Raw genomic sequence first — 20,590 nt, 5'->3', positions numbered from 1 at the left:
CGCCCCCCCGGCATGGCCGGACAGCATACAACAGGGCGTGATGAGGCGGGCCGCTTTCCAGTCGATTCCAGGCGCTTGCCAGCCGAGCATGCCACGGCAACCGCCGCCTGACCGGGGCGTGACTCCCACGATCCAGGGCGGCGCCTATCAACCAAACCGATGGAATCCCTGCACCTGACCCTGAAACGCGGCTGGCGCGCCGCCTGGGAGCTGCTGCCAGACGAGCTGCTGCCGCTCCGCCTGCGCCTGGCCGGCCTGGCCCGGGCGCTGCTCGGCGAGCCGCCGACCGGCCGCTACGACCCGGAGGACCGGGCCGGCTATGCCGCCTGGATCGCCCGCTTCGACACGCTGTCGGCGGCCGACAGGGCGGCGATCCGCGCCCATGTCGCGGCGCTGCCGGCGGCGCCGCTGATCTCCGTCGTCATGCCGGCCCATGAGACGCCGGCGCCGCTGCTGCGTGCCGCCATCGCCTCGGTCGAGGCGCAGCTCTGGCCGCATTGGGAGCTCTGCATCGCCGACGACGCCTCGCCCTCCCCGCAGGTGGCGCAGGTGCTGGCCGAGGCGGCGGCGCGCGATCCGCGCATCCGCTGGGTTCGGCGGGCGACCAACGGCGATGTGGCGGCGGCGACCAACAGCGCGCTGGCCCTGGCGCGGGGCGACTATGTCGCGCTGATGGACCATGACGACCTGCTGCCGGACCATGCGCTGTACCAGGTGGCGGCCGAGATCGCGGCGCATCCGGAAGCCGAGGTCCTCTATTCCGACGAGGACCGGCTGGACGCCGCGGGCCGCCGCTTCGGCGCCTGCTTCAAGCCGGATTTCGATCCCGACCTGCTGCTCGGGCAGAACCTGGTCGGCCATCTCGGCGTCTACCGACGCGACCTGCTGACGGCGATCGGCGGGCTGCGGGAGGGCATGGAGGGCGGCCAGGACCATGACCTGGCGCTGCGGGCGACCGCCGCGGCTGGCCCGGGCACGGTGCGGCACATCCCGGCCATCCTGTACCATCGGCGGCTGACCGGGCGGCCGTCCCACCTCGCCCAGGCGCGGCTGGACCGCCGCATCGCGGCCAGCCGCCGCGCCGTGGCCGATGCGCTGGCGGCGCGCGGGATCGCCGCACGGCTGGAGCCGGCGCCGCTCGCGCCCGCGCATACCCGCGTCGTCTGGCCGCTGCCCGACCCGGCGCCGCTGGTCTCCGTCATCGTGCCGACCCGCGACCGGGCGGGGCTGCTGGCAACCTGCGCCGAGGGGGTGCTGGAGCGCACCGACTACCCGGCGATCGAGTTCCTGGTCGTCGACAACGGCTCGGTCGAGCCGGAGACGCTGGCCCTGTTCGACCGGCTGCGGGCCGATCCGCGCGTCCGCATCCTGGCGGCACCCGGCCCCTTCAACTACTCCGCGTTGAACAACCAGGCGGCGGAGATGGCGCGGGGCGAGATCCTGCTGCTGCTCAACAACGACATTGAGGTGATCGAGCCGCACTGGCTGCGCGAGATGGTGAGCCAGGCGGTGCGGCCGGAGATCGGCGCGGTCGGCGCCAAGCTGCTCTATGCCGATGGCAGGCTGCAGCATGGCGGCGTCGTCACCGGCGTCGGCGGGGTCGCCGACCACTACCTGCTGCGGGCGGCGCGCGACGATGCGGGCTATTGTAATTCCCTCGCCCTCGCCCGCGCCGCCGGGGCGGTGACCGGCGCCTGCCTGGCGCTGCGGCGCGCGGTCTACCGGGAGGTCGGCGGGCTCGACGCGGCCCAGCTTGTCGTCGCCTTCAACGACGTCGACCTTTGCGTGCGCATCCGGCAGGCCGGCTACCGCGTGCTCTGGACGCCCTTCGCCGAACTCTACCACCTCGAAAGCGCCTCCCGCGGGCAGGATCTGGCGCCCGAGAAGGCGCGGCGCTTCGCCGGGGAGATCGACACCATGCGCCGCCGCTGGGGCGACGTGCTGCTGCACGATCCCTTCTATTCGCCCTGGTTGAGCCTGGAAGGCGCGCATGGCGCCCTGGCGCGGCAGCCGCGGCGCATCCCGCCCTGGACGCCCTATATCGGCGCTCCCCATCCTCGCGCCACGGTCAGTCCCGCGCGGCGAGCCACGCCGCCGCCGCCCGCACCGAGGGCAGCACCAGCGTCCCCGGCGGGACCGCCGCAGCCGGATCCGCGCTGACCAGGATGCGGGTGTCGATGCCGGCGCGAAACCCGGCCTCGGCGTCGCCGGGCTGGTCGCCGACGATGATCGAGCCGGGCAGGTCGAGACCAAGCGCGGCGGCGGCATCCAGCAGCATGCCCGGCGCCGGCTTGCGGCGCGGCGTCGCGCGCCCCGGGTGGTCGGGGCAATGCTCGATCCGGGCGAGCGGCGTGCCGCGGGCGGCGAATTCGGCCGCGACCCACGCCATCAGCGCCTGGAAATCGGCTTCGGAGTAGAGGCCACGGCCGATGCCGGACTGGTTGGTGACGACCACCAGCAGCAGGCCGCGGCGGGTGGCCGCGGCGGCCAGGTCGAAGATGCCGTCGACGAAGTCGAATTCCTCCCGGCGATGGACATAGCCGTGGTCGAGATTGATGACCCCGTCGCGGTCGAGGAAGAGCGCGCGCCGGAGCATCAGGCGCGCGGAAACATCCGCCGCTCGATCATGGCGCAGATGGCGTGGCCGGCGACCTCGTGCGCTTCCTGGATCAGCGGCGTCGAACTGGCGGGAACGCAGAGGCAGAGATCGCAGAGCGCGGCGAAATCGGCACCGCCGGCGCCGGTGAAGCCGACCACCGCCATCCCCTTCGCCCGTGCCGCGGCCAAGGCGGCCAGGATGTTGGGCGAGCGGCCGGAGGTGGTGAGGGCGAACAGCACGTCGCCCGGGGCGCCCAGCGCCTCGACCTGCCGGGCGAAGAGGCGGTCGTAGCCATAGTCATTGCCGACCGCGGTCATGATCGAGCTGTCGGTGGTCAACGCGATCGCCGCCAGGCCGGGCCGGTCGTAGTGGAAGCGGGCGACCAGCTCGCCGGCCCAATGCTGCGCATCGGCCGCGCTGCCGCCGTTGCCGCAGAACAGCAGCTTGTGCCCGGCGCGCAGTGCCGCGACCGAGCGGTCGACGATGCCGGCGATGGCGGCGACGGCGGCGGCATCCTCGGCCATCCGCTGCAGCGTCGCGGCGGAATCGAGGATGGCGGCACGGATTTCGGCGGTCATGGAGCGCATCCGGTTGCGAGACGCCGGTCTAGGGCAGATCGCCACAGGGTGAAAATGCCCGGCGCCGTGAATCTGCTCCGCGCTTCAGGAGCCAGGGCATTTCCGGGCAGCGTGGGGATGTGCCGGCCCGCGAGCGGCATGGCTGGGGACGGTTGCCGGATGCCCGGCTCAGAAGTTGTCGCTGGTGCCTTCGGCCAGGGCAGTGATGGCCGCCACGTTCAGCAGCTCCACCTTGTGGTGCACCGGCTCGTGGATCCAGCCACGCTTGCGGAAGGCGGTCAGGCTGCGACTGACGGTTTCCAGGGTCAGGCCGAGGAAATCGGCGATGTCCGCCCGGGTCATCGGCATCTCGAGCACCTGACGCGGCTGGCCGCGACGGCGGCTGGCCTCGACGAGGGAAAGCAGGAACGCGGCGACCCGTGCCTCGGCCGAGCGGCGGCCGACGGTGACGAGCTGTTCCTGCGTCGCGGTGAGTTCCTGGACGCAGAGGTCGAGCATCCGGCGTTCCAGCTTCGGGTACCGGCGCAGCAGGCCGTCGAGCTGGGCGCGGTCGAGCCGGCACAGCTTGGCATCGGTCAGCAGCTCGGCATCGAAGGGGTAGTTCTTCAACGTGGTGTAGCCGATGACGTCGCCGGCGAAGCGGAAGCCGACCACCTGCTGCTTGCCGTCCGGCAACAGCCGCGACAGCTTGGCGAAGCCGTCGACCAGGGTGAAGATCCGACCGGCCGGGTCGCCCTCCCGGAACACCGCGCTATGCGCCGGCAGCACGAAATGCGTCGCCTCGGAGGTGATCTCGTCCAGCGCCGCGGCATCCAGCGGCTGGCAGAGCCCGGACACGCGGCTGCCGCATCGCTCGCAGGCCTGCCCGGCGGCATTCACCTCATGCGTCGGGTGCGGGGCGTCGAACGGGTTCAAGTGGGTCTCCGGTCCTCGGCCATCAGGCTAACCGAACGGCGCCTTCGAGCACAAGCCGTCGCTAATGCACGCGGTCGCCAATGTTCCCTAAGCGATACACGCATGGCGGGCCGAAGGGAAGGGTGATGACGGCACGGCCGCCGGCCGTGCCGTCATCCTGCGCGGTCAGCTGGCAGTCAGCACCAGCGACGCGGCGTTGAGCGTGACCGTGCCGGCCCCGGTGACCGCGGCCGGCTGCGCCAGTGCCGACCAGGTCAGCGGGTTGCCGCCGCTGGCGGCGTCGAACAGGCCGACATGGGTCAAGGTGCCGGCCGTGCCGGTGAAAGTGAAGCGAATGGCATCGGTGTTCTGCTGCGCCCCGGTGCCGGTGAAGGTCACCCGCTGCCGGGCATAGCCGGTGCCGGCAGGCTCGCCGACCAGGCCGGTGGCATCGGCGCCGCCGGTGCCGAGGCCGAGGAAGACTTGGCTGGGCAGCGCCGGCACCCGGGCGCAGAGGGCGCGGCCGAGCAGGTTCTTCGCATAATCGGTGAGGTCGGGCATGCGTCTCTCCTCTCAATCGGTGCAGGTGGGGTCAGGCATCCAGGGCATCGGCGAACCAGACCGTGCCGTCTTCGGCCGGCTGGGCGCGGGCCGCGGCGTAGAGCGTCGCGCTGGTCACCGCATGCAGGTCGGGCAGGCCGAGCGCAGCGGCCGTCGCGCGGTAGTTGAGCCCGGGCAGCGGCTGCTTGCCGGCGGCCCGCGCGTCGCGGCTCGGGTAGCCGTGCAGACGGAATTCGGCGATGCCGGCGGCATGGTCGATCTGGCAATGCGTCAACCGCCAATAGGCGGCGAGGAGACCCGTGTTGCGGATCTCGATCGGCTTCATCAGCGCCATGGATTGGTCTCCGGGGTGAAAGGGGGTCAGCCGACGACCTCGACCGAGAGGATGCGGGCGACCCAGTTGATCGATTTGCCGGCCGCGCCGGTGACGCTCAGCGACAGGCCGCCGTTGCTGGTGTCCGGCGCATGCACGACCCGCCAGGCCGTCGCCCCGCTGTCGCTGGCGGTCGGGCTGGCGGCGGTCTGCGACACGCCGGTGATCTGGGTGGTGGCCGCGCCGGTGCCGCGCTTCACCAGGAAGTCGCGGACCCAGAGCGCACTGTCGCCGACGGCCCCGGCCGTGCCGTCGACCTGGCGTGCCACGATCATGACGCGGACCGCGTAGGTCGCATCGTTCGGCAGGTTGACGAGGTTGGTGGCGCCCGGCGTGCCGCCATCCGCGGTCAGCACGGCGGGGGTCGCATCGGTGGTCTGCCGGCGGAGCACGAACTCCCCCGCCTGCGCATCGCCGTTGCTGGCGAAGCGGCCGGCGGACCAGGCACCCCGCGCATGCAGGCCGCGGCTGTCCGCCTGGACGCCGCCGGGCACCCAGCTGTACGGGCCGCCCGCGGTGTTGCTGTTGCCGCCGGCGACGGTGGCGGCGGTGGCGGAGGCGGTGTTGCCGCCGCCGCCGCCGATGGTGGCCTGGGTCGCGCTCGCCACCTGGTTGGGAGCGCTGCGGATGCCCTGCCAGTCGGTGGCGTTGGTCCCGCGCGGATTGCCGCCGGCGACGGTGGCGTCGGCCAATTGCTGCTGCGGCGGCCGCGACCAGGCCCAGGCGGTGGTGGCCAGCGCCGTGCTGTTGTCGGTCGCAGCCGGCGTCGGCGCGGTCGGGCTGCCGCTGAAGCCCGGCGAGGCGAGCGGCGCCGCGCCGGCGATGTCGGACATGGTCAGGACCACGTCGCCGATCCGGCCCGCCACGCTGGTCACCGGCGCCACGCCGCCGCCGCCCGATGCGGTGGAATAGCCCTGCGCCCGCACCCAGGCGGTGGTGGCCAGGGCGGAGGAATTGTCGGCCGCCGCGGCGGTCACGGTGCGGACCAGGCCGCTGCCCTTGGCGGTGACCCAGAAGTCGATATTGGCATCCGCCCCCTGCGCCTGGGCGGTGACGGCGCCTCCGGTGCCGCCGCCGGTCACCTGCAGGCGATTGGCCCCGGACAGCGGCGTCGCCACTTCCAGCGCATGGCCGCCCGGGGCGGCGCCGAGCGTGACCGTGCCGCCGGCGGTGGTGCGCAGCAATTCGGTGCCACCGGCGGCGGCGGCGAGGCTGCCGCCGGTTGGCTGGAACAGGCCGGTGTCGGCGCTGCCGAGCGCCAGGCCCGGCCGCGCGGCGCGGCCGGCCGGCGCGCCAAGGGCCAGGACCGCGTTGGTGCCGGTATTGACCAGCAGGTCCCCGTTGCCGCCTTCCAGCAGCGGCGGGCTGCCGAGATAGACACGGTTGGGCGCGGCGGCCCCGCTATCGCCCAGCAGGATCGCGGTGGATCCGTTGTTGCGGTAATTGTAGCGCACGCAACGCAGCGAGAAGACGTCCAGCCGGTTGCCGCTGCCGGCGATGCGGATGGCGTTGTCCTCGACCGCGTCGATGCGGAGATTGGCCGCCTGGATGCGGGTGTTGGAGGCATTGACGAAGATGCCGCTGCCGCCGGCCAGCGGCGGGCCGCCGGCGTTGAAGATCTCGCCCTGGTGGGTCAGGTTGGCGATCTGGCCATCGGTGCCGTTGGCCTCGACCCAGACGCCGTACTGGCAGAAATCGGTATAGGCTTGGCCGATGTAGAATTTGGTCGTGATGCCGCTGGCCGAGGACCCGAAGCGGAACATGCTGCGGTAGCCGAGCACGAAGGCCTGGTCGATGAAGACGCCGTCGCAGCGGCGGAAGACCATGGCGTCGCCGTTCGCCTGGGCCCAGCGGATGACATTGTTGTCGCTGGTCCAGAAGGGCCAGAAATGCACGCTGTGGATGCGTGGGATGTCCAGGCACTGGTCGATCTCGACGCCGGTGCGCAGCACCTGGCCGCGCAGCCGGCGGATGTCGAGCCGACCGGAATTCCGCGCGTAGATGCCGCGGGTGATGTTGCTGAGGAAGACGTTGTCGAAATCGACCCCACCGAGGCAGTCCTCCACCCGGAAGACGAAGTCGTAGTCGACCGGCGCCCAGGCGGCGTTCAGCGCGGCGGTGTGGTGCTGCGCCACGGCGATGTCGCGCACCGCCGCGCCCCGGGTGTAGATGCCGGTGAAGGTGAAGGGGGTGAAGCCGGTGGCATCGATCTTCAGCCAGGTGCCCTGGGCGGGGGACGGGCCTTCGGTGAAGCCGGCGCCCTGCAGCCGGATTGTGGCATCCGCGAGCACGATGGCGGAGGCGATGCGGTAGACCCGCGGGCCGAAGCTCAGCGTGCCGCCGCCCCTGGTCTTCAGGTCGTTGATCGCCGCCTGGATGGCGGGCGCGTCGTTGGTGACGCCGTCGCCCACCGCGCCGTAGTCGCGCACATGCGCGCCGCGGTCGGCCAGCACCGCGTTGCGGAGCTGCGCGACGGTGGCGCGGCGGGTCTCGAGGGTGGCGCCGCTGGATTGCACCAGCGGCGCGAGGTCCGCATCCGCGGGGGTGACGGCGGCGGGAAGCTCGCTGATCCTGACGTCGGGCATTGGTCTCCGGTCCGGAAGGGCGCGCAGCGGTGGGGCTGCGGGCGGATGGCGGGATGGGGCGGCGCGGCGCGGGTCAGCGCTTCAGCGGGTCGCCCGCCTCGGTGGCCAGGCCGTCGCCGGACTCGATCAGCAGGTGGGCGATGTCGGGCGCCACGCTGAAGCTGCGGGAGGTCTCGGCGATCGCCGGATCGGCGGCATCCTCCACCTGGATGCGGTAGCCGCTGCCGACCGGCGGGGCGGGAAAGCTGGTGGCGGCGAGGCCGCCCTGCACCGCCACGGCCTTGACCGGCGGGATGATGGCGCCGCTGGCGTCGCGCAGGCTGAAGACCACCTGGGCGATCGGCCCGGTGACGCTGGCGGAGACCGGGATGCTGCCGCCGGCGAGGATCCCGGCGGCGATCGGCGCCAGCAGGATGGTCCGCACCACGGCGGAGGCCGCTTGGCCGAAGCGGAAGCCCTGGGTGGCCGCGCGGAGCAGGGTGATCGGCCCGACCGCGCCGTCCAGCGTCACGCCGGTGCCGAGCACGGCATTGGAGCGGAAGGGCACCAGCGCCATGGCGTCCACGGTCTGCAGCACCATCAGGTCGCCGGGCTTCAGGCTGGCGGCGACCGGGGTGAAGTAGCCGGCGGCACTGACCACGGCACGGGTATCCGCGGTGCGGTAGTGCCAGAGATTGAAGGCGCTGGTCTGGAGCAAGGCATTGAGGTTGGCCGGGCTGAAGGGCACGGGGTTCTCTCCGTCTCGGCAGCGGCCGGTCGCGCCGGCGGGCCACGCGGCGCGGGTGCGCGGCGCGGGGGACCGGGTGCGGCGGGCTCGGATGGTGCGGGGGGAGCGTCGGGCGCATCTCGGCCGTCGGCGTGGTGGGGATAGCGCGGAGCAAGCCGCGCTGTCAAGGAAAATGATCCTAGTTTTGCGAATGATGGGACCGCAGTCTTCGGCAGGCGCTGCCGACCCTTCCGGAATCGCCGCGTCCTGCTAGCCTCGGCGCGACCCAACCGGAGCGGGATGGCGATGCGCCGAGGCCTTCTTCTTGCAGCCATCCTGGCCAGCCTGGCGGGCCTGCCCGCCGCGGCGCAGCCGGTGCTCAACGTCTACAACTGGACCGACTACATCGCCCCCTCCGTGGTCCAGCGCTTCCAGCAGCAGACCGGCATCCGCATCCGCTACGACGTCTACGACAGCCTGGAGACGCTGGAGGGCAAGCTCTCGGCCGGGCGGTCGGGCTACGACATCATCGTCCCGACCGGCGAGCCGACCTTCGCCCGGCTGGTGAAGGCCGGTGCGCTGCGGCCCTTGGATCGCGACAAGATCCCGAATTGGAAGAACCTCGACCCGCGGCTGATGCAGCGGGTGGCCACCGTCGATCCCGGCAACCGCTTCGGCGCGATCTATCTGTGGGGCACGGTCGGGCTCGGCATCAGGCTGGACAGGGTGCGGGCGCTCTGGCCGGAGGCGCCGCTCGACGGCCTCGATCTGCTGCTGAAGCCGGAGAATGCGGCGAAGCTGGCCAAATGCGGGCTGGCGGTGATGGACAGCGCGACGGACGTGCTGCCCTCGGTGCTGGCATGGCTGGGGAAGGACCCCGACACCACGGATGCCGCCGACCTGAAGGCGGCCGAGCAGGCGCTGCTGGCGATCCGGCCGCATCTGCGCGCCATCCCCGGCTCGGGCGCGCTGCTCGACATGCTGGCGAGCGGGGAGATCTGCGTCGCGCTGACCTATAGCGGCGACGTCATCCAGGCCGCGGCCCGGGCGCGGGAGGCGGCAAAAGGCGTCGAGCTCGGCTATGCCGCGCCGAAGTCGGGCGCGCATCTCTGGTTCGACCTGCTGGCGATCCCGGCCGACGCGCCGAACCCGGACGCGGCACAGGCCTTCATCGACTTCGTGCTGCAGCCGGAGATGATGGCGGCGATCACCAGCCAGGTGCGCTACCCCAACGCGGTGCCGGCCAGCCGGCCGCTGGTGGCAGAGGCGGTGCGGGACGACCCGAATGTCTACCCGTCCGAGGCGGCGCTGGCCCATGCCTTCGTCCCGGCCACGCCGAGCCAGGCCGCGGAGCGGGCGCGCACCCGGCTCTGGAGCCGCTTCCGGGCGGGGCGCTGAGGTTTTGGCGGCACCGATGGAGACCTCCGGGCCTGGCGGCTCCCCGGTCATCGGTGCCGCGCCGCTGCTGCGCATCGAGGGGGTGACGAAGCGTTTCGGCGCGACGCTCGCTTTGGACGCGCTGAGCCTCGACGTGGCGCCGGGCGAGTTCGTGGCGCTGCTGGGCGGCAGCGGATCCGGCAAGTCGACGCTGCTGCGGATCGTCGCCGGGTTCGAGACGGCGGAGGCCGGCCGCGTGCTGCTGCAGGACCGCGACATCGGCGCGCTGCCGCCGCATGCGCGGCCGGTCAGCATGGTGTTCCAGAGCTACGCGCTGTTCCCGCATCTGAGCGTCTTCGACAACGTCGCCTACGGGCTGCGCCGCGACCGGGTGGCGAAGCCGGAGATCGCCCGGCGGGTCGAGGAGGCGCTGGCCCTGGTCGGGCTGCAGGGCTTCGCGGCGCGGCGGCCGGCGCAGCTGTCCGGCGGCCAGCGGCAGCGCGTGGCGCTGGTCCGCAGCCTGGTGAAGCGCCCGCCGCTGCTGCTGCTGGACGAACCGCTGGGGGCGCTGGATGCCTCCCTGCGGGAACGCACGGGGCTTGAGCTGCGCGCGCTGCAGCGGGCGACCGGCGCGGGGTTCGTCATGGTGACGCACGACCAGGCGGAGGCGCTGGCGCTGGCCGACCGGGTGGCGGTGCTGCAGGGCGGGCGGGTGGCGCAATACGGCCCGCCGCAGGCGCTGTACGACCGGCCGGCGACAAGGCACGTGGCTGAATTCCTAGGTTCCGCGAATATCCTGGAAGGCCGGCCGCAGCCGGACGGGGCGGTGGCGTGCATCGCCGGCTGCCGGCTGCGCCCGGTGCAGCCGGCAGCCGCCTATGCCCTGCGGCCGGAGCGGATCCGGTTGGTGGCCGAGGCCCCGGCCGAGAACGGCGTGACGGCGCGGGTGCGCGAACTGGCCTATCGCGGCGACGGCTGGCTGGCGGTGGTGGCGTTGCCGGGCGGCGCGGAATGGCGGGTGGCGCTGCCGGCCGATGTGCCGCCGCCGGCGCCGGGGGCGGCGATCGCGCTCGCCTGGGCGGCCGAGAGCCTGGCGCCGCTGGCCGGATGATTCGCCGTGCGCTGATCCTGCTGCCGCCCTTCGCTTGGCTGCTGGTGCTGGTGGCGGCGCCGGTGGCGATCCTGGCTGCCATCGCGCTGAGCCGGGGCGCACCGGGGGTGCCGCCCTTCCTGCCGCCGGTGTCGCTGACCGAAGGCTGGCAGGGCAGCTTCGAGTCGCTGCTGACCCTGGTGCAGGACGGTTACTATGCCGGCGCCTTCCTGCGCTCGCTGGTGGTGGCCGGGGTGTCCGCGGCGCTGTGCCTCGGCCTGGCCTATCCCATGGCGCTGGGGATCGCGGCGGCGCGGGAGGGCTGGCGGCTGCCCTTGCTGGCGCTTGTGCTGCTGCCCTTCTGGACCGGCTTCCTGCCGCGCTTGGGTGCCTGGATCGGGCTGCTGCGGGATGGCGGCTGGGTGAACGGGGTGCTGATGCGGCTGGGACTGACGGAGGCTCCGCTGCCGCTGCTCTATAGCGATGCGGCGATGTATCTCGGCATGGTGCATGCGTATCTGCCCTTCGCCGTGCTGCCGCTGACCGCCACGCTGCTGCGGCGCGACCTGAGCGTGGAGGAGGCCGCGGCGGACCTGGGCGCCGGCCCCTGGGTGGTGTTCCGCACGGTGACGCTGCCCTTGAGCCTGCCCGGGGCGGCGGCGGCTTTCCTGCTGGTCTTCATCCCGGCGGCCGGGGAATACGTGATCCCGGAATTGCTTGGCCCGCCGGAGGCCTTGCTGGCCGGCCGCGTCTTGTGGGCCGAGTTCTTCCAGAACCGCGACTGGCCCCTGGCCGCGGCCCTGGCGGTGGCCCTGCTGGTCCTCCTGATCGTCCCGATCCGCCTGTTCCAGGGCTTGGATGAAGGGGGGTCTCGAAGGGGGGCTTCGCCCCCTTCGCGGGGTCCGGGGCGGCGCCCCGGGATATCGCCATGAAGCGGGCTGGCCTGGCCTTGGGCTTGGCTTTTCTCTGGCTGCCGATCTTGCTGCTGGTCGGTTACGCCTTCAGCGCCGACCGCATCCCCTTCCAGTGGGGCGGCTTCTCCCTGCGCTGGTTCCAGGCGCTTACGGCGAACGAACGCATGCTGGAGGCTGCCTGGCTGTCGCTGCGGATCGCCGCGGGCGCCGCGACGCTGGCGGTGCTGCTGGGCGGCATGGCGGGCTGGGTGCTGGCGCGGCACGGGCGGTTCCGCGGCCGGGCGCTGTTCGGCGCCCTGGCCGGCGCGCCGCTGGTCTTGCCGGAGGTGGTGACCGGCCTGTCGCTGCTGCTGCTGTTCGTGGTGCTGCAGGGCGCGGCGGAGGCGGCCTTCGGCTGGCAGGCCGGGCGCGGCGCGGCGACCGTGCTGCTGGCGCATGCGACGCTGGGCCTGGCCTATGTCGCCGTGGTGGTGCAGGCGCGGCTGGCCGGCCTCGACCCGGCGCTGGAGGAAGCCGCAGCCGACCTGGGTGCTGCACCCTTCACGGTATTCCGCACGGTGACCCTGCCGCTGATCGCCCCGGCGCTGGTGGCGGGCTGGCTGCTGGCCTTCACCCTGTCGCTGGACGACGTGGTGGTGGCCAGCTTCGTCTCCGGCCCGGCCGGGACGACGCTGCCGATGCTGGTCTTCTCCCAGTTGCGGGTGGGGCTGACGCCGGAGATCAACGCGCTGGCCGCCGTCATCCTGGCGGTGGCGGGGGTCTGCCTTGGCCTCGCGGCCGTCATTCTCGGGCGGAATGGCCGGGGTGGCGCTCGCGCGGGTTGAAGCGGCGGGGGGTGGCCTGTAGGGTCCCCGCCCTTCGCCAGACCACAGGCCCCTGTCCCATGAAGCTCATCGCCGACCGGCTCGACCGGATCTCCCCGTCCCTCACCATCGCCATGACCAGCAAGGCGCGGGCGCTGAAGGCGGCGGGCAAGGACGTCATCGGCCTGGCCGCGGGCGAGCCCGACTTCGACACCCCGGACAACGTCAAGGAGGCGGCGATCGCCGCCATCCGGCGCGGCGAGACGCGCTACACCGACGTCGCCGGCACGCCGGCGCTGCGCCAGGCGGTGGCCGCCCGTTTCAAGGCCGACCACGGGATCGACTACAAGCCGGAGGAAATCCTGGTCGCCACCGGCGGCAAGCAGGTGATCTTCGACGCCTTCCTCGCCACCATCCAGGCGGGCGACGAGGTCATCATCCCCTCCCCCTGCTGGGTCTCCTACCCGGACATCGTCGAGCTCGCCGAAGGCAAGCCGGTGATCGTCCGCGGCGACGAGAACATGGGCTTCAAGCTGCGCGCCGAGCAGCTCGAAGCCGCGATCACGCCGAAGACCAAGTGGTTCCTGCTGAACAACCCGTCCAACCCGACCGGTGCGGCCTATTCGGCCGAGGAACTGAAGGCGTTGACGGACGTGCTGATGCGGCACCCCGATGTCTGGGTCTTCACCGACGACATCTACAACAAGCTGGCCTATGACGGCTTTCGCCCGGCGACGGTGCTGGAGGTCGAGCCACGGCTGCGCGACCGCACCGTGACCATGAACGGCTGCTCCAAGGCCTATGCGATGACCGGCTGGCGGATCGGCTATGCCGGCGCGCCGGCGCACCTCATCAAGCAGATGGACAAGCTGCAGAGCCAGTCCACCAGCAACACCAGCAGCATCAGCCAGGCCGCGGCGGTCGAGGCGCTGACCGGGCCGCAGGAATTCATCGACACGATGAAGGTGGCCTACAAGCGCCGCCGCGACATGGTGGTGGAGATGCTGAACGCCGCCCAGGGCATCCGCTGCCACAAGCCGGAAGGCGCCTTCTACGTCTTCCCGTCCATGCAGGGCTGCATCGGCAAGACCACGGCGGGCGGCAAGCGGATCGAGACGGACGAGGATTTCTGCCTCGCCTTGCTGGAGGAGGAAGGGGTCGCCTGCGTGCACGGCACCGCCTTCATGTATCCCGGCTATTTCCGCATCAGCTACGCCACCAGCGACGACCAGCTGGTGGATGCCTGCACGCGTATCCAGCGCTTCTGCGCCGGGCTGAAGTAACACGATGCCCGAGCTCGCCCAGCGCCTGTCCGGCGTCCGCGTCTCGCCCTCCGCCGCCATGACGGCGAAGGCGCGGGAGATGCGGGCAAAGGGCATCAACGTCATCAGCCTGGCCAACGGCGAGCCCGACTTCGCCTCGCCCCGCCATGCGATCGAGGCCGCCTACCAGGCGGCGCTCGCCGGCGACACCAAGTACCCGCCGCAGGGCGGCACGCCGGCGCTGAAGGCGGCCATCGCGCGGAAGTTCAAGCGCGACAACGCCCTCGACTACACGGCGGACGAGATCATCGTCGGCAACGGCGGCAAGCAGGTGATCTTCAACGCCTTCATGGCGACGCTCGACCCGGGCGACGAGGTGGTGATCCCCTCGCCCTTCTGGGTCTCCTATGCCGACATGGCGAAGGTCGCCGGCGGCGTGCCGGTCACCGTCTCCTGCCCGCAGAACAACGGCTTCAAGCCGCGGCCCGAGGATATCGAGGCCGCCATCACGCCGCGGACCAAGTGGGTGATGCTGAACTTCCCCGGCAACCCGACCGGCGCGGTGCCCTCGCGGGAGGAACTGGCCGCGATCGGCGAGGTGCTGCTGCGCCACCCGCATGTCTGGGTGCTGTCGGACGACATGTACGAGCACCTGCTCTATGACGGGCACAAATTCAGCACGATCGCCGAGGTGACGCCCGGGCTGCGCGACCGCACGCTGACGGTCAACGGCTGTTCCAAGACCTATGCCATGACCGGCTGGCGCATCGGCTTCGGCGGCGGCCCGGCCGCCTTGATCCGCGGCATGTTCAACATGCAGGGCCAGGCGACGGCGGGCGTCTCCTCGGTCGGCCAGGCGGCGGCGGTGGCGGCGCTCGACGGGCCGCAAGATTTGGTGGAGACCCAGCGCGCGGCCTACGAGCAGCGCCGCGACATGGTGGTCGAGATGCTGAACGCGGCCCCCGGCCTCACCTGTCACAAGCCGGAAGGCGCCTTCTACGTCTTCCCGAACCTGGCGGGGTGCCTCGGCAAGACCAGCAAGGGCGGGCGGCGGATCGAGACCGACACCGACTTCGTCGCCGCGCTGCTGGAGGAGAAGCACGTCGCCGCGGTGCAGGGCGCCGCCTATGGCATGTCGCCGCACATGCGCATCTCCTACGCGACGGACACGGCCAGCCTGGCCGAGGCCTGCGGCCGCATCCAGGAGTTCTGCAAGGAACTGTCTTGATCCGGCCCGGGCGCGATTCCGACGCCGAGGGCTTCATCGCCCTGATCGGCGCCGCCTGGGCGGAATATCCCGGCTGCGTCCTGGACGTGGATGGCGAGGTGCCCGAGTTGCGGGCGCTCGCCACCCATTTCGCCGGCCAGGGCGGCGCGCTCTGGGTGGCGGAGCACGACGGGCAGGTCGCCGGCATGGTCGGCACCAGGCCGATCGAGGACGGCGGCTGGGAGATCTGCCGCATGTATTTGGCAGCTGGGGAACGCGGCAGCGGCCTGGCGCAGCGGCTGCTGGAGACCGCCGAGGCACATGCCAAGGCAGCGGGCGCCGAACGCCTCGTGCTGTGGTCCGATACGCGCTTCGACCGGGCGCATCGCTTCTACGAGAAGCAGTCCTATGTCCGGCAGGGCGCCATCCGCGCGCTGGGCGACCTCTCAAACTCGCTCGAATTCCGTTACGCCAAGCCGGCCCGCCGACTGGTGGTGAAGGCGCTGGACGCCGCCGCCGCGGCCAGCGCCGAACGCCGGCTGTCCGAGATCCTGATCGGCTGCGTCGAGGCCGGCGCCAGCGTCTATTTCCTGCCGCCGCTGGCGATGGAGGTCGCGCGCGGCTTCTGGCGCAATGTGGCGAAGGATGTGGCGACCGGCGGCCGGGTGCTGCTGGCCGCCTGGCTGGACGGCGCGCTGGTCGGCACCGCGCAGCTCGGACTCGACATGCCGCAGAACCAGCCGCACCGGGCCGACGTGGTGAAGGTGCTGGTCCACCCCGCCACCCGCCGCGCCGGCATCGGCCGCGCGCTGATGCGGCGGATCGAGGTGGAGGCGCAGGCGCATGGCCGCCGCCTGCTGGTGCTCGATACCGCCGGCGATGCGGGGGAGAAGCTCTACAGCGCGATGGGCTGGCAGGAAGCCGGGACGATCCCCGGCTTCGCGCTGGACGGCAGGGGCGGCGAGGTTGCGACCACCTTCTTCTGGAAACGCGTCTGAGACCAATGCCCGCATGGCATGACCTGCGGTGGGCGAAGCCCAACGAGCCGCCGGATGGCGCCCGCCGCGGATGCGGCGAGCGCCCGGCGCCTGAGGGCACGGCAAGCCATACCAACGGTCATTTTCAATGACCGTTGGCAGGACGCGCCTCAGAGGAAGCGGTCGAGCGCCGCCAGCACCTCCTCCGGCGCCTCCTCGGCCAGATAGTGGCCGCTGTTCACCGCGCCGCCGGTGAGCGGGCCGGAGGCGTAGTCCCGCCAGATCGCCAGCGCGTCGTACCAGCGCGGGATGGCGCCCTGGCTGCCCCACAATGCCAGTAGCGGGCAGGCGATGCGCTCGCCCGCGGCGCGGCTGGCGCGGTCGTGGTCGAGGTCGAGCGCCGTCGCGGCGCGGTAGTCCTCGCAGATCGCGGCGACGGTGCCGGGCTCGCGCAGCGCCGCCAGGTAGTCGGCCCGGGCCTCCGGATGGAAGAAGCCCTTGTCCTTCGGTTCGCGCGAGGTGTGCAGGTCGAACCAGTCCTCGGTGTCCCGCAGGATCATGCGCTCCGGCTTGTCGTGCGGCTGGGCCAGGAAGAACCAATGGTAGTAGCCCATGGCGAAGGCCATGTCGGTGCGCTCGAAATGCGCGAGCGTCGGGATGATGTCCATGGTGCAGAGCCGGTCCACCGCCGCCGGGTGGTCGAGCGTGAGGCGATGCGCCACCCGCGCGCCGCGGTCATGCGCCACCACGCGGAAGCGGTCGTGCCCCAGCCCCTGCATCAGCGCGACCAGGTCCTTCGCCATCTCCCGCTTGGCATAGTGGCGGCTGTCCGGCGTGACCGGCGGCTTGGAGGTGAATCCGTAGCCGCGGATATCGGGCGCGATGACGGTGAAGCGCCGCGCCAGCACCGGCGCCACCCTGTGCCACATGGCATGGGTCTGCGGGTTGCCGCGCAGCAGCAGCAGCGGCGGGCCGCTGCCGCCGCGGCGCAGGCGGATCTGCTGGCCATTGGCCGTGCGGGTTTCCAGCGTGAAGCCTGCGAAGAACATCGGTGCCTCCCTTTCCCGCATCCTGCTACGGCGTGCCGGTGACCGCCACCGCCGGCGTCGCCTCGGTCGCCTGCGGCGCCACCGCGGCCCAGCGGGTGCCGTCCCAGGCGCGGGCGAAAACCTCCACCGCGCCGTCCGGCGCGACGCGGATTTCGTTGAAGGCGTTCGGCTCCCCGCGCAGTCGGCGGGAGGTGGTGGTGGAGGAGAGCACCACCGTCAGCGGCCCTTCCGCCGCGGTGGTCGTCGCGGCGGTGCCGGTCGCCTGGGCGCCGGCCTCCCGCGCCGGGTCGGCCACGTCGCCGACATGCAGGTGGCCGGACAGCACCAGCCGCACTCCTTGCCGGGCGAAGGCGGCGAGCGCCCGCGCGGCGCCGCCGACCGCCCGCGCCTCGGGGTCGGCCCGCGGCGGCAGGAAGGGGTGGTGGGCGACGACGATGCGCACCAGGCCGGGCGGGAGTCCGGCCAGCCGCGCCTCGCAGCGGGCCAGGCGGTCGCGGCTGACCCGGCCGCGCGACCAGTCGGCATACCAGCCGCCACGCCGCGCGGTGTTCAGCCCGACCACGCCGACGCGGCCGTCCTGGAATACCGGCTCGGTCTCCGCCGCCACATGCCGGCGCCAGCGGGCATAGGGGTCGAGGTAGCGCTCGGCCAGCCAATAGGCGACCAGGTCGTGGTTGCCCGGCACCGCCAGCACCGGGGAGCGCAGCCCGTCGATGAAGGCCCGGGCGGCGACGAATTCCCGGGTCCGGGCGCGCATCGTCAGGTCGCCGCTGATGGCGATGAGGTCCGGCGGGTCGCGCACCAGCTCCTCGGCCAAAGCGGCGACGACCTCCGGCAGCTCGGCGCCGAAATGCAGGTCGGACAGGTGGGCGATGCGGTAGGCGGGCGGCACGGGCGGGGTCTCCCTCGGCCGCATCCCAACATCCCCGCGGCGGATCGGTTCGCGGGTCGGTTCGAGGACCGCCCCGCGGTCGGGGCCGGTTGACCGGGCGGCCGGCCCGCGCGAGCCTCCCGCCCCGAAGCCCCCGGGCCGAACCAAGGAGGAACACCATGTCCGAAGATAGCGCCCTGTTCGACAAGGGCCTGCCGATCCGCCGCGAGGTGCTGGGTGCCGAATACGTCGATGCCTCCATGGCCAAGGCCGACGACTTCATGATGGCCTTCCAGCGCGCCACCACCACCATCGCCTGGGGCTGGGCCTGGGGCGACCCGACCTTGGACCGCAAGACCCGCAGCCTGCTGAACTTGGCGATGCTGACCGCGCTGAACCGCGCGCCGGAGATCAAGCTGCACGTCAAGGGCGCGCTGACCAACGGCGTGACGGTCGAGGAGATCAAGGCGACGCTGCTGCACGCCACCGCCTATTGCGGCATCCCTGCCGGGCTCGACGCCTTCAAGGCGGCGCATGAGGTGCTGGTGAAGGAAGGCGCGCTGCCGGGGAGCAAGTGATGGCGGCCCCTATCAAGTCCGTCGCCTTCATCGGCATCGGCAACATGGGCTGGCCGATGGCGGCCAACCTGGTGAAGGCCGGCTTCGAGGTCTCGGTCTGCGACGCGCGGCCCGGCCATGCCGCGAAATTCGTGACCGAGGTCGGCGGCCATGCAGCGGCCGGCCCGGCCGAGGCGGCCAAGGGTGCCGACTGCGTCGTCACCATCGTCCCCACCAGCAAGCAGGTGGCGGACGTCGCGGCGCAGATCGCCCCGGTCCTGTCGAAGGGCGCCCTGGTCATCGACATGACCAGCGGCCAGCCCGGCAAGACGCGGGAGATCGCCGCCGACCTCGCGGCGCGCGGCGTCTCGATGATCGACGCGCCGGTCTCGGGCGGCGTGCCGCGGGCGAAGACCGGCGACCTCGCCATCATGGTGGGCGGGGAGGATGCGGATCTCGACCGCGCCGACCCGGTGCTGAAGGCAATGGGCACCAGCATCCACCGCTGCGGCGGCATCGGCGCCGGCCAGGCGATGAAGGCGCTGAACAACCTGGTTTCGGCCGGCGGCTTCCTGATGGGGATCGAGGCGCTGCTGATCGGCCAGCGCTTCGGCCTGGATGCGGCCAAGATGGTGGACGTGCTGAACGCGTCCTCGGGCATGACCAATTCCAGCCAGAAGAAGTTCAAGCAGTATGTGCTGAGCCGCCGCTTCGACGACGGCTTCGGGCTGGAGCTGATGGTCAAGGACCTCGGCATCGCCCTGGAAGTGGGGCGGGAGACGAATACGCCGACGCCCTTCTCGGCGCTGTGCCGGGAGATGTGGGCGGCCTCGCTCAGCGCGCTCGGCCCCGGCCACAACCACACCGCGTCGGCCCAGCTGTCGGAAAAGATGGCAGGTGAAATTCTGGGAGGGAACAAATGACCTGGGAAGCCTACGCCATCCGCTACGGCCGGCACGAACGGCCGGCGCAGTCCAACTTCCTGCTGCCGGTCGCCGACCCGCACGACGCCATGCCGCTCGACTACTTCGTCTGGCTGCTGCGCAACGCCGAAGGCCACGAGATCGTCGTCGACACCGGCTTCGATGCGGCCTGCGCCGAGAAGCGCGGCCGGACCCTGCACCGCAGCGTCGGCGACAGCCTGCTGGCGATGGACTGCGACCCGGCCAAGGTGCGCGACGTGGTCATCACCCACCTGCACTACGACCATGCCGGCAGCATCGAGATCTTCTCGAATGCGAAGATCCACATCCAGGACCGGGAGATGGCCTTCGCCACCGGCCGCCACATGTGCACCGGCTGCATCCGGGTGCCCTTCGAGGCCGACCATGTCGTCTCCATGGTCCGGGCGCTGTTCGCCGACAAGGTGCAGTTCCACGACGGCGAGGGCCAGGTCGCGCCCGGCGTCACCGTGCACCGCGTCGGCGGCCATTCCGACGGCCTGCAGGTGGTGCGGGTGGAGACGGCGCGCGGGCCGGTGGTCATCGCCTCGGATGCCATGCATTTCTACGCCAACGGCAGCACCGGCAACCCCTTCCCGATCATCTTCGACCTGGGCGCCATGACCCAGGGCTGGCGAATCGCCAGGAAGCTGGCCGGCGGGGACGAGGCCCGGGTGATTCCCGGCCATGACCCGGCGGTGCGCGACCGTTTCCAGCCGGTGGCGGGACAGGATGGCGAGGTGGTGGCGCTGCACCTGCCGCCAGTGGGGTAGAAGGCCGGGGAGGAAGTATCCTTCCTGGACCCTCCTCTATTTTTGTGGGCTTGGCACCTGCCGCGCGGCGGGTGCCAAGCCCACAAAAACCAAAAGCTGGGGTCTGGGGAGGAAATGCTTCTTCCTCCCCAAGCTTGCCTGCCTACCAGGACAGCGCCACGGTCGTCAGGAAGAACCCGATCAGCGCCAGCCCCATGGACAGGCCCGGCCAGTAGGGCCGGGCGCCCCGCTGCACCAGCAGCGCATTGGCGCCCAGCGACAGCACCAGCCCCGCCACCGGCAGGGTCCAGTGCATCTTCCAGAAGCCCCAGGCCAGCAGCACCAGCCAGAAGCCGAAGGCGGCGCGGCCGAGGATGTGGAAGACGTTGTCAGCCACCGCCGCCTCCGGCCGCAGGCCGGGGGTGGAGCAGCGCGCCTCGATGACGCCGGAAAGGGACAGCGCCATCAGCGCCAGGATGTAAGGCTGCATCCGC

The 20,590-nt window shown here is 71.9% G+C and carries 21 protein-coding genes; 11 read left to right on the top strand and 10 right to left on the bottom strand.

Annotated elements, in window-relative coordinates; genetic code table 11:
* Nucleotides 1–159: 159 nt before the first annotated feature.
* A complete protein-coding gene (locus ACFQS7_RS20070) occupies nucleotides 160–2,160 on the top strand; it encodes a glycosyltransferase family 2 protein (protein ID WP_380068905.1) in 2,001 nt (666 codons plus the stop codon).
* Here ACFQS7_RS20070 and ACFQS7_RS20065 read toward each other — a convergent pair.
* From ACFQS7_RS20065 to ACFQS7_RS20035, 7 genes are all read right to left on the bottom strand, one after another.
* Nucleotides 2,069–2,596 carry an HAD-IIIA family hydrolase gene (locus tag ACFQS7_RS20065; protein ID WP_380068904.1) on the bottom strand — a complete coding sequence of 176 codons (528 nt, stop codon included), beginning with the start codon at nucleotides 2,594–2,596 and terminating at the stop codon, nucleotides 2,069–2,071. The two genes, ACFQS7_RS20070 and ACFQS7_RS20065, sit on opposite strands and share 92 nt — an antisense overlap.
* Nucleotides 2,596–3,177, bottom strand: a complete 582-nt coding sequence (locus tag ACFQS7_RS20060) for an SIS domain-containing protein (protein WP_380068903.1) — start codon at nucleotides 3,175–3,177, stop codon at nucleotides 2,596–2,598. Before ACFQS7_RS20060 ends, ACFQS7_RS20065 begins: the two co-directional genes overlap by 1 nt.
* Before the next feature lie 168 nt (nucleotides 3,178–3,345).
* The gene (locus ACFQS7_RS20055) at nucleotides 3,346–4,092 is read right to left on the bottom strand and encodes a Crp/Fnr family transcriptional regulator (protein WP_380068902.1); all 747 of its coding nucleotides are present in this window, start codon (nucleotides 4,090–4,092) and stop codon (nucleotides 3,346–3,348) included.
* A 165-nt stretch (nucleotides 4,093–4,257) separates the two neighbouring features.
* Entirely contained in the window at nucleotides 4,258–4,632 is a 375-nt protein-coding gene (locus tag ACFQS7_RS20050; RefSeq protein WP_380068901.1) for a hypothetical protein, read from the bottom strand.
* A gap of 31 nt (nucleotides 4,633–4,663) precedes the next feature.
* The gene (locus ACFQS7_RS20045; protein WP_380068900.1) at nucleotides 4,664–4,966 is read right to left on the bottom strand and encodes a hypothetical protein; all 303 of its coding nucleotides are present in this window, start codon (nucleotides 4,964–4,966) and stop codon (nucleotides 4,664–4,666) included.
* Between the two features lie 26 nt (nucleotides 4,967–4,992).
* A complete protein-coding gene (locus ACFQS7_RS20040; RefSeq protein WP_380068899.1) occupies nucleotides 4,993–7,590 on the bottom strand; it encodes a glycosyl hydrolase family 28-related protein in 2,598 nt (865 codons plus the stop codon).
* A 73-nt stretch (nucleotides 7,591–7,663) separates the two neighbouring features.
* On the bottom strand, nucleotides 7,664–8,317 hold the full coding sequence (locus ACFQS7_RS20035) for a hypothetical protein (RefSeq protein ID WP_380068898.1): 654 nt from the start codon (nucleotides 8,315–8,317) through the stop codon (nucleotides 7,664–7,666).
* Between the two features lie 285 nt (nucleotides 8,318–8,602).
* On the opposite strand from ACFQS7_RS20035, the gene ACFQS7_RS20030 reads away from it, so the two are divergent.
* From ACFQS7_RS20030 to ACFQS7_RS20000, 7 genes are read left to right on the top strand one after another with little or no spacing between them, the layout of a single operon-like run.
* Entirely contained in the window at nucleotides 8,603–9,694 is a 1,092-nt protein-coding gene (locus tag ACFQS7_RS20030; RefSeq protein ID WP_380068897.1) for an extracellular solute-binding protein, read from the top strand.
* Nucleotides 9,695–9,710: 16 nt separating this feature from the next.
* Nucleotides 9,711–10,784, top strand: a complete 1,074-nt coding sequence (locus ACFQS7_RS20025; protein ID WP_380068896.1) for an ABC transporter ATP-binding protein — start codon at nucleotides 9,711–9,713, stop codon at nucleotides 10,782–10,784.
* On the top strand, nucleotides 10,781–11,695 hold the full coding sequence (locus ACFQS7_RS20020; RefSeq protein ID WP_380068895.1) for an ABC transporter permease: 915 nt from the start codon (nucleotides 10,781–10,783) through the stop codon (nucleotides 11,693–11,695). Before ACFQS7_RS20025 ends, ACFQS7_RS20020 begins: the two co-directional genes overlap by 4 nt.
* Nucleotides 11,692–12,501 carry an ABC transporter permease gene (locus ACFQS7_RS20015; protein ID WP_380068894.1) on the top strand — a complete coding sequence of 270 codons (810 nt, stop codon included), beginning with the start codon at nucleotides 11,692–11,694 and terminating at the stop codon, nucleotides 12,499–12,501. The genes ACFQS7_RS20020 and ACFQS7_RS20015 overlap by 4 nt, the downstream gene beginning before the upstream one ends.
* Before the next feature lie 59 nt (nucleotides 12,502–12,560).
* Nucleotides 12,561–13,763: a pyridoxal phosphate-dependent aminotransferase gene (locus tag ACFQS7_RS20010; RefSeq protein ID WP_380068893.1), complete on the top strand. Its 1,203-nt coding sequence runs from the start codon at nucleotides 12,561–12,563 to the stop codon at nucleotides 13,761–13,763.
* Nucleotides 13,764–13,767: 4 nt separating this feature from the next.
* A complete protein-coding gene (locus tag ACFQS7_RS20005) occupies nucleotides 13,768–14,970 on the top strand; it encodes a pyridoxal phosphate-dependent aminotransferase (protein WP_380068892.1) in 1,203 nt (400 codons plus the stop codon).
* Nucleotides 14,967–15,947, top strand: a complete 981-nt coding sequence (locus ACFQS7_RS20000) for a GNAT family N-acetyltransferase (RefSeq protein ID WP_380068891.1) — start codon at nucleotides 14,967–14,969, stop codon at nucleotides 15,945–15,947. The genes ACFQS7_RS20005 and ACFQS7_RS20000 overlap by 4 nt, the downstream gene beginning before the upstream one ends.
* A gap of 149 nt (nucleotides 15,948–16,096) precedes the next feature.
* Here ACFQS7_RS20000 and ACFQS7_RS19995 read toward each other — a convergent pair whose 3' ends face one another.
* On the bottom strand, nucleotides 16,097–16,975 hold the full coding sequence (locus ACFQS7_RS19995; protein WP_380068890.1) for an alpha/beta fold hydrolase: 879 nt from the start codon (nucleotides 16,973–16,975) through the stop codon (nucleotides 16,097–16,099).
* 25 nt (nucleotides 16,976–17,000) lie between these two features.
* On the bottom strand, nucleotides 17,001–17,867 hold the full coding sequence (locus ACFQS7_RS19990) for a metallophosphoesterase family protein (protein WP_380068889.1): 867 nt from the start codon (nucleotides 17,865–17,867) through the stop codon (nucleotides 17,001–17,003).
* Between the two features lie 158 nt (nucleotides 17,868–18,025).
* On the opposite strand from ACFQS7_RS19990, the gene ACFQS7_RS19985 reads away from it, so the two are divergent.
* From ACFQS7_RS19985 to ACFQS7_RS19975, 3 genes are read left to right on the top strand one after another with little or no spacing between them, the layout of a single operon-like run.
* Nucleotides 18,026–18,424: a carboxymuconolactone decarboxylase family protein gene (locus ACFQS7_RS19985; protein WP_380068888.1), complete on the top strand. Its 399-nt coding sequence runs from the start codon at nucleotides 18,026–18,028 to the stop codon at nucleotides 18,422–18,424.
* Nucleotides 18,424–19,326 carry an NAD(P)-dependent oxidoreductase gene (locus tag ACFQS7_RS19980; RefSeq protein ID WP_380068887.1) on the top strand — a complete coding sequence of 301 codons (903 nt, stop codon included), beginning with the start codon at nucleotides 18,424–18,426 and terminating at the stop codon, nucleotides 19,324–19,326. Before ACFQS7_RS19985 ends, ACFQS7_RS19980 begins: the two co-directional genes overlap by 1 nt.
* Nucleotides 19,323–20,117 (top strand): N-acyl homoserine lactonase family protein, encoded by a 795-nt coding sequence (locus ACFQS7_RS19975; protein WP_380068886.1) that lies wholly within the window; start codon nucleotides 19,323–19,325, stop codon nucleotides 20,115–20,117. Before ACFQS7_RS19980 ends, ACFQS7_RS19975 begins: the two co-directional genes overlap by 4 nt.
* Before the next feature lie 142 nt (nucleotides 20,118–20,259).
* On the opposite strand, the gene ACFQS7_RS19970 is transcribed toward ACFQS7_RS19975, so the two are convergent.
* Nucleotides 20,260–20,586: a hypothetical protein gene (locus ACFQS7_RS19970; protein ID WP_380068885.1), complete on the bottom strand. Its 327-nt coding sequence runs from the start codon at nucleotides 20,584–20,586 to the stop codon at nucleotides 20,260–20,262.
* Nucleotides 20,587–20,590 lie beyond the last annotated feature (4 nt).

The organism is Dankookia sp. GCM10030260, assembly GCF_042666655.1.
Taxonomy (GTDB): Bacteria; Pseudomonadota; Alphaproteobacteria; order Acetobacterales; family Acetobacteraceae; genus Paracraurococcus.
This window is presented reverse-complemented; position numbering and strand designations above follow the sequence as displayed.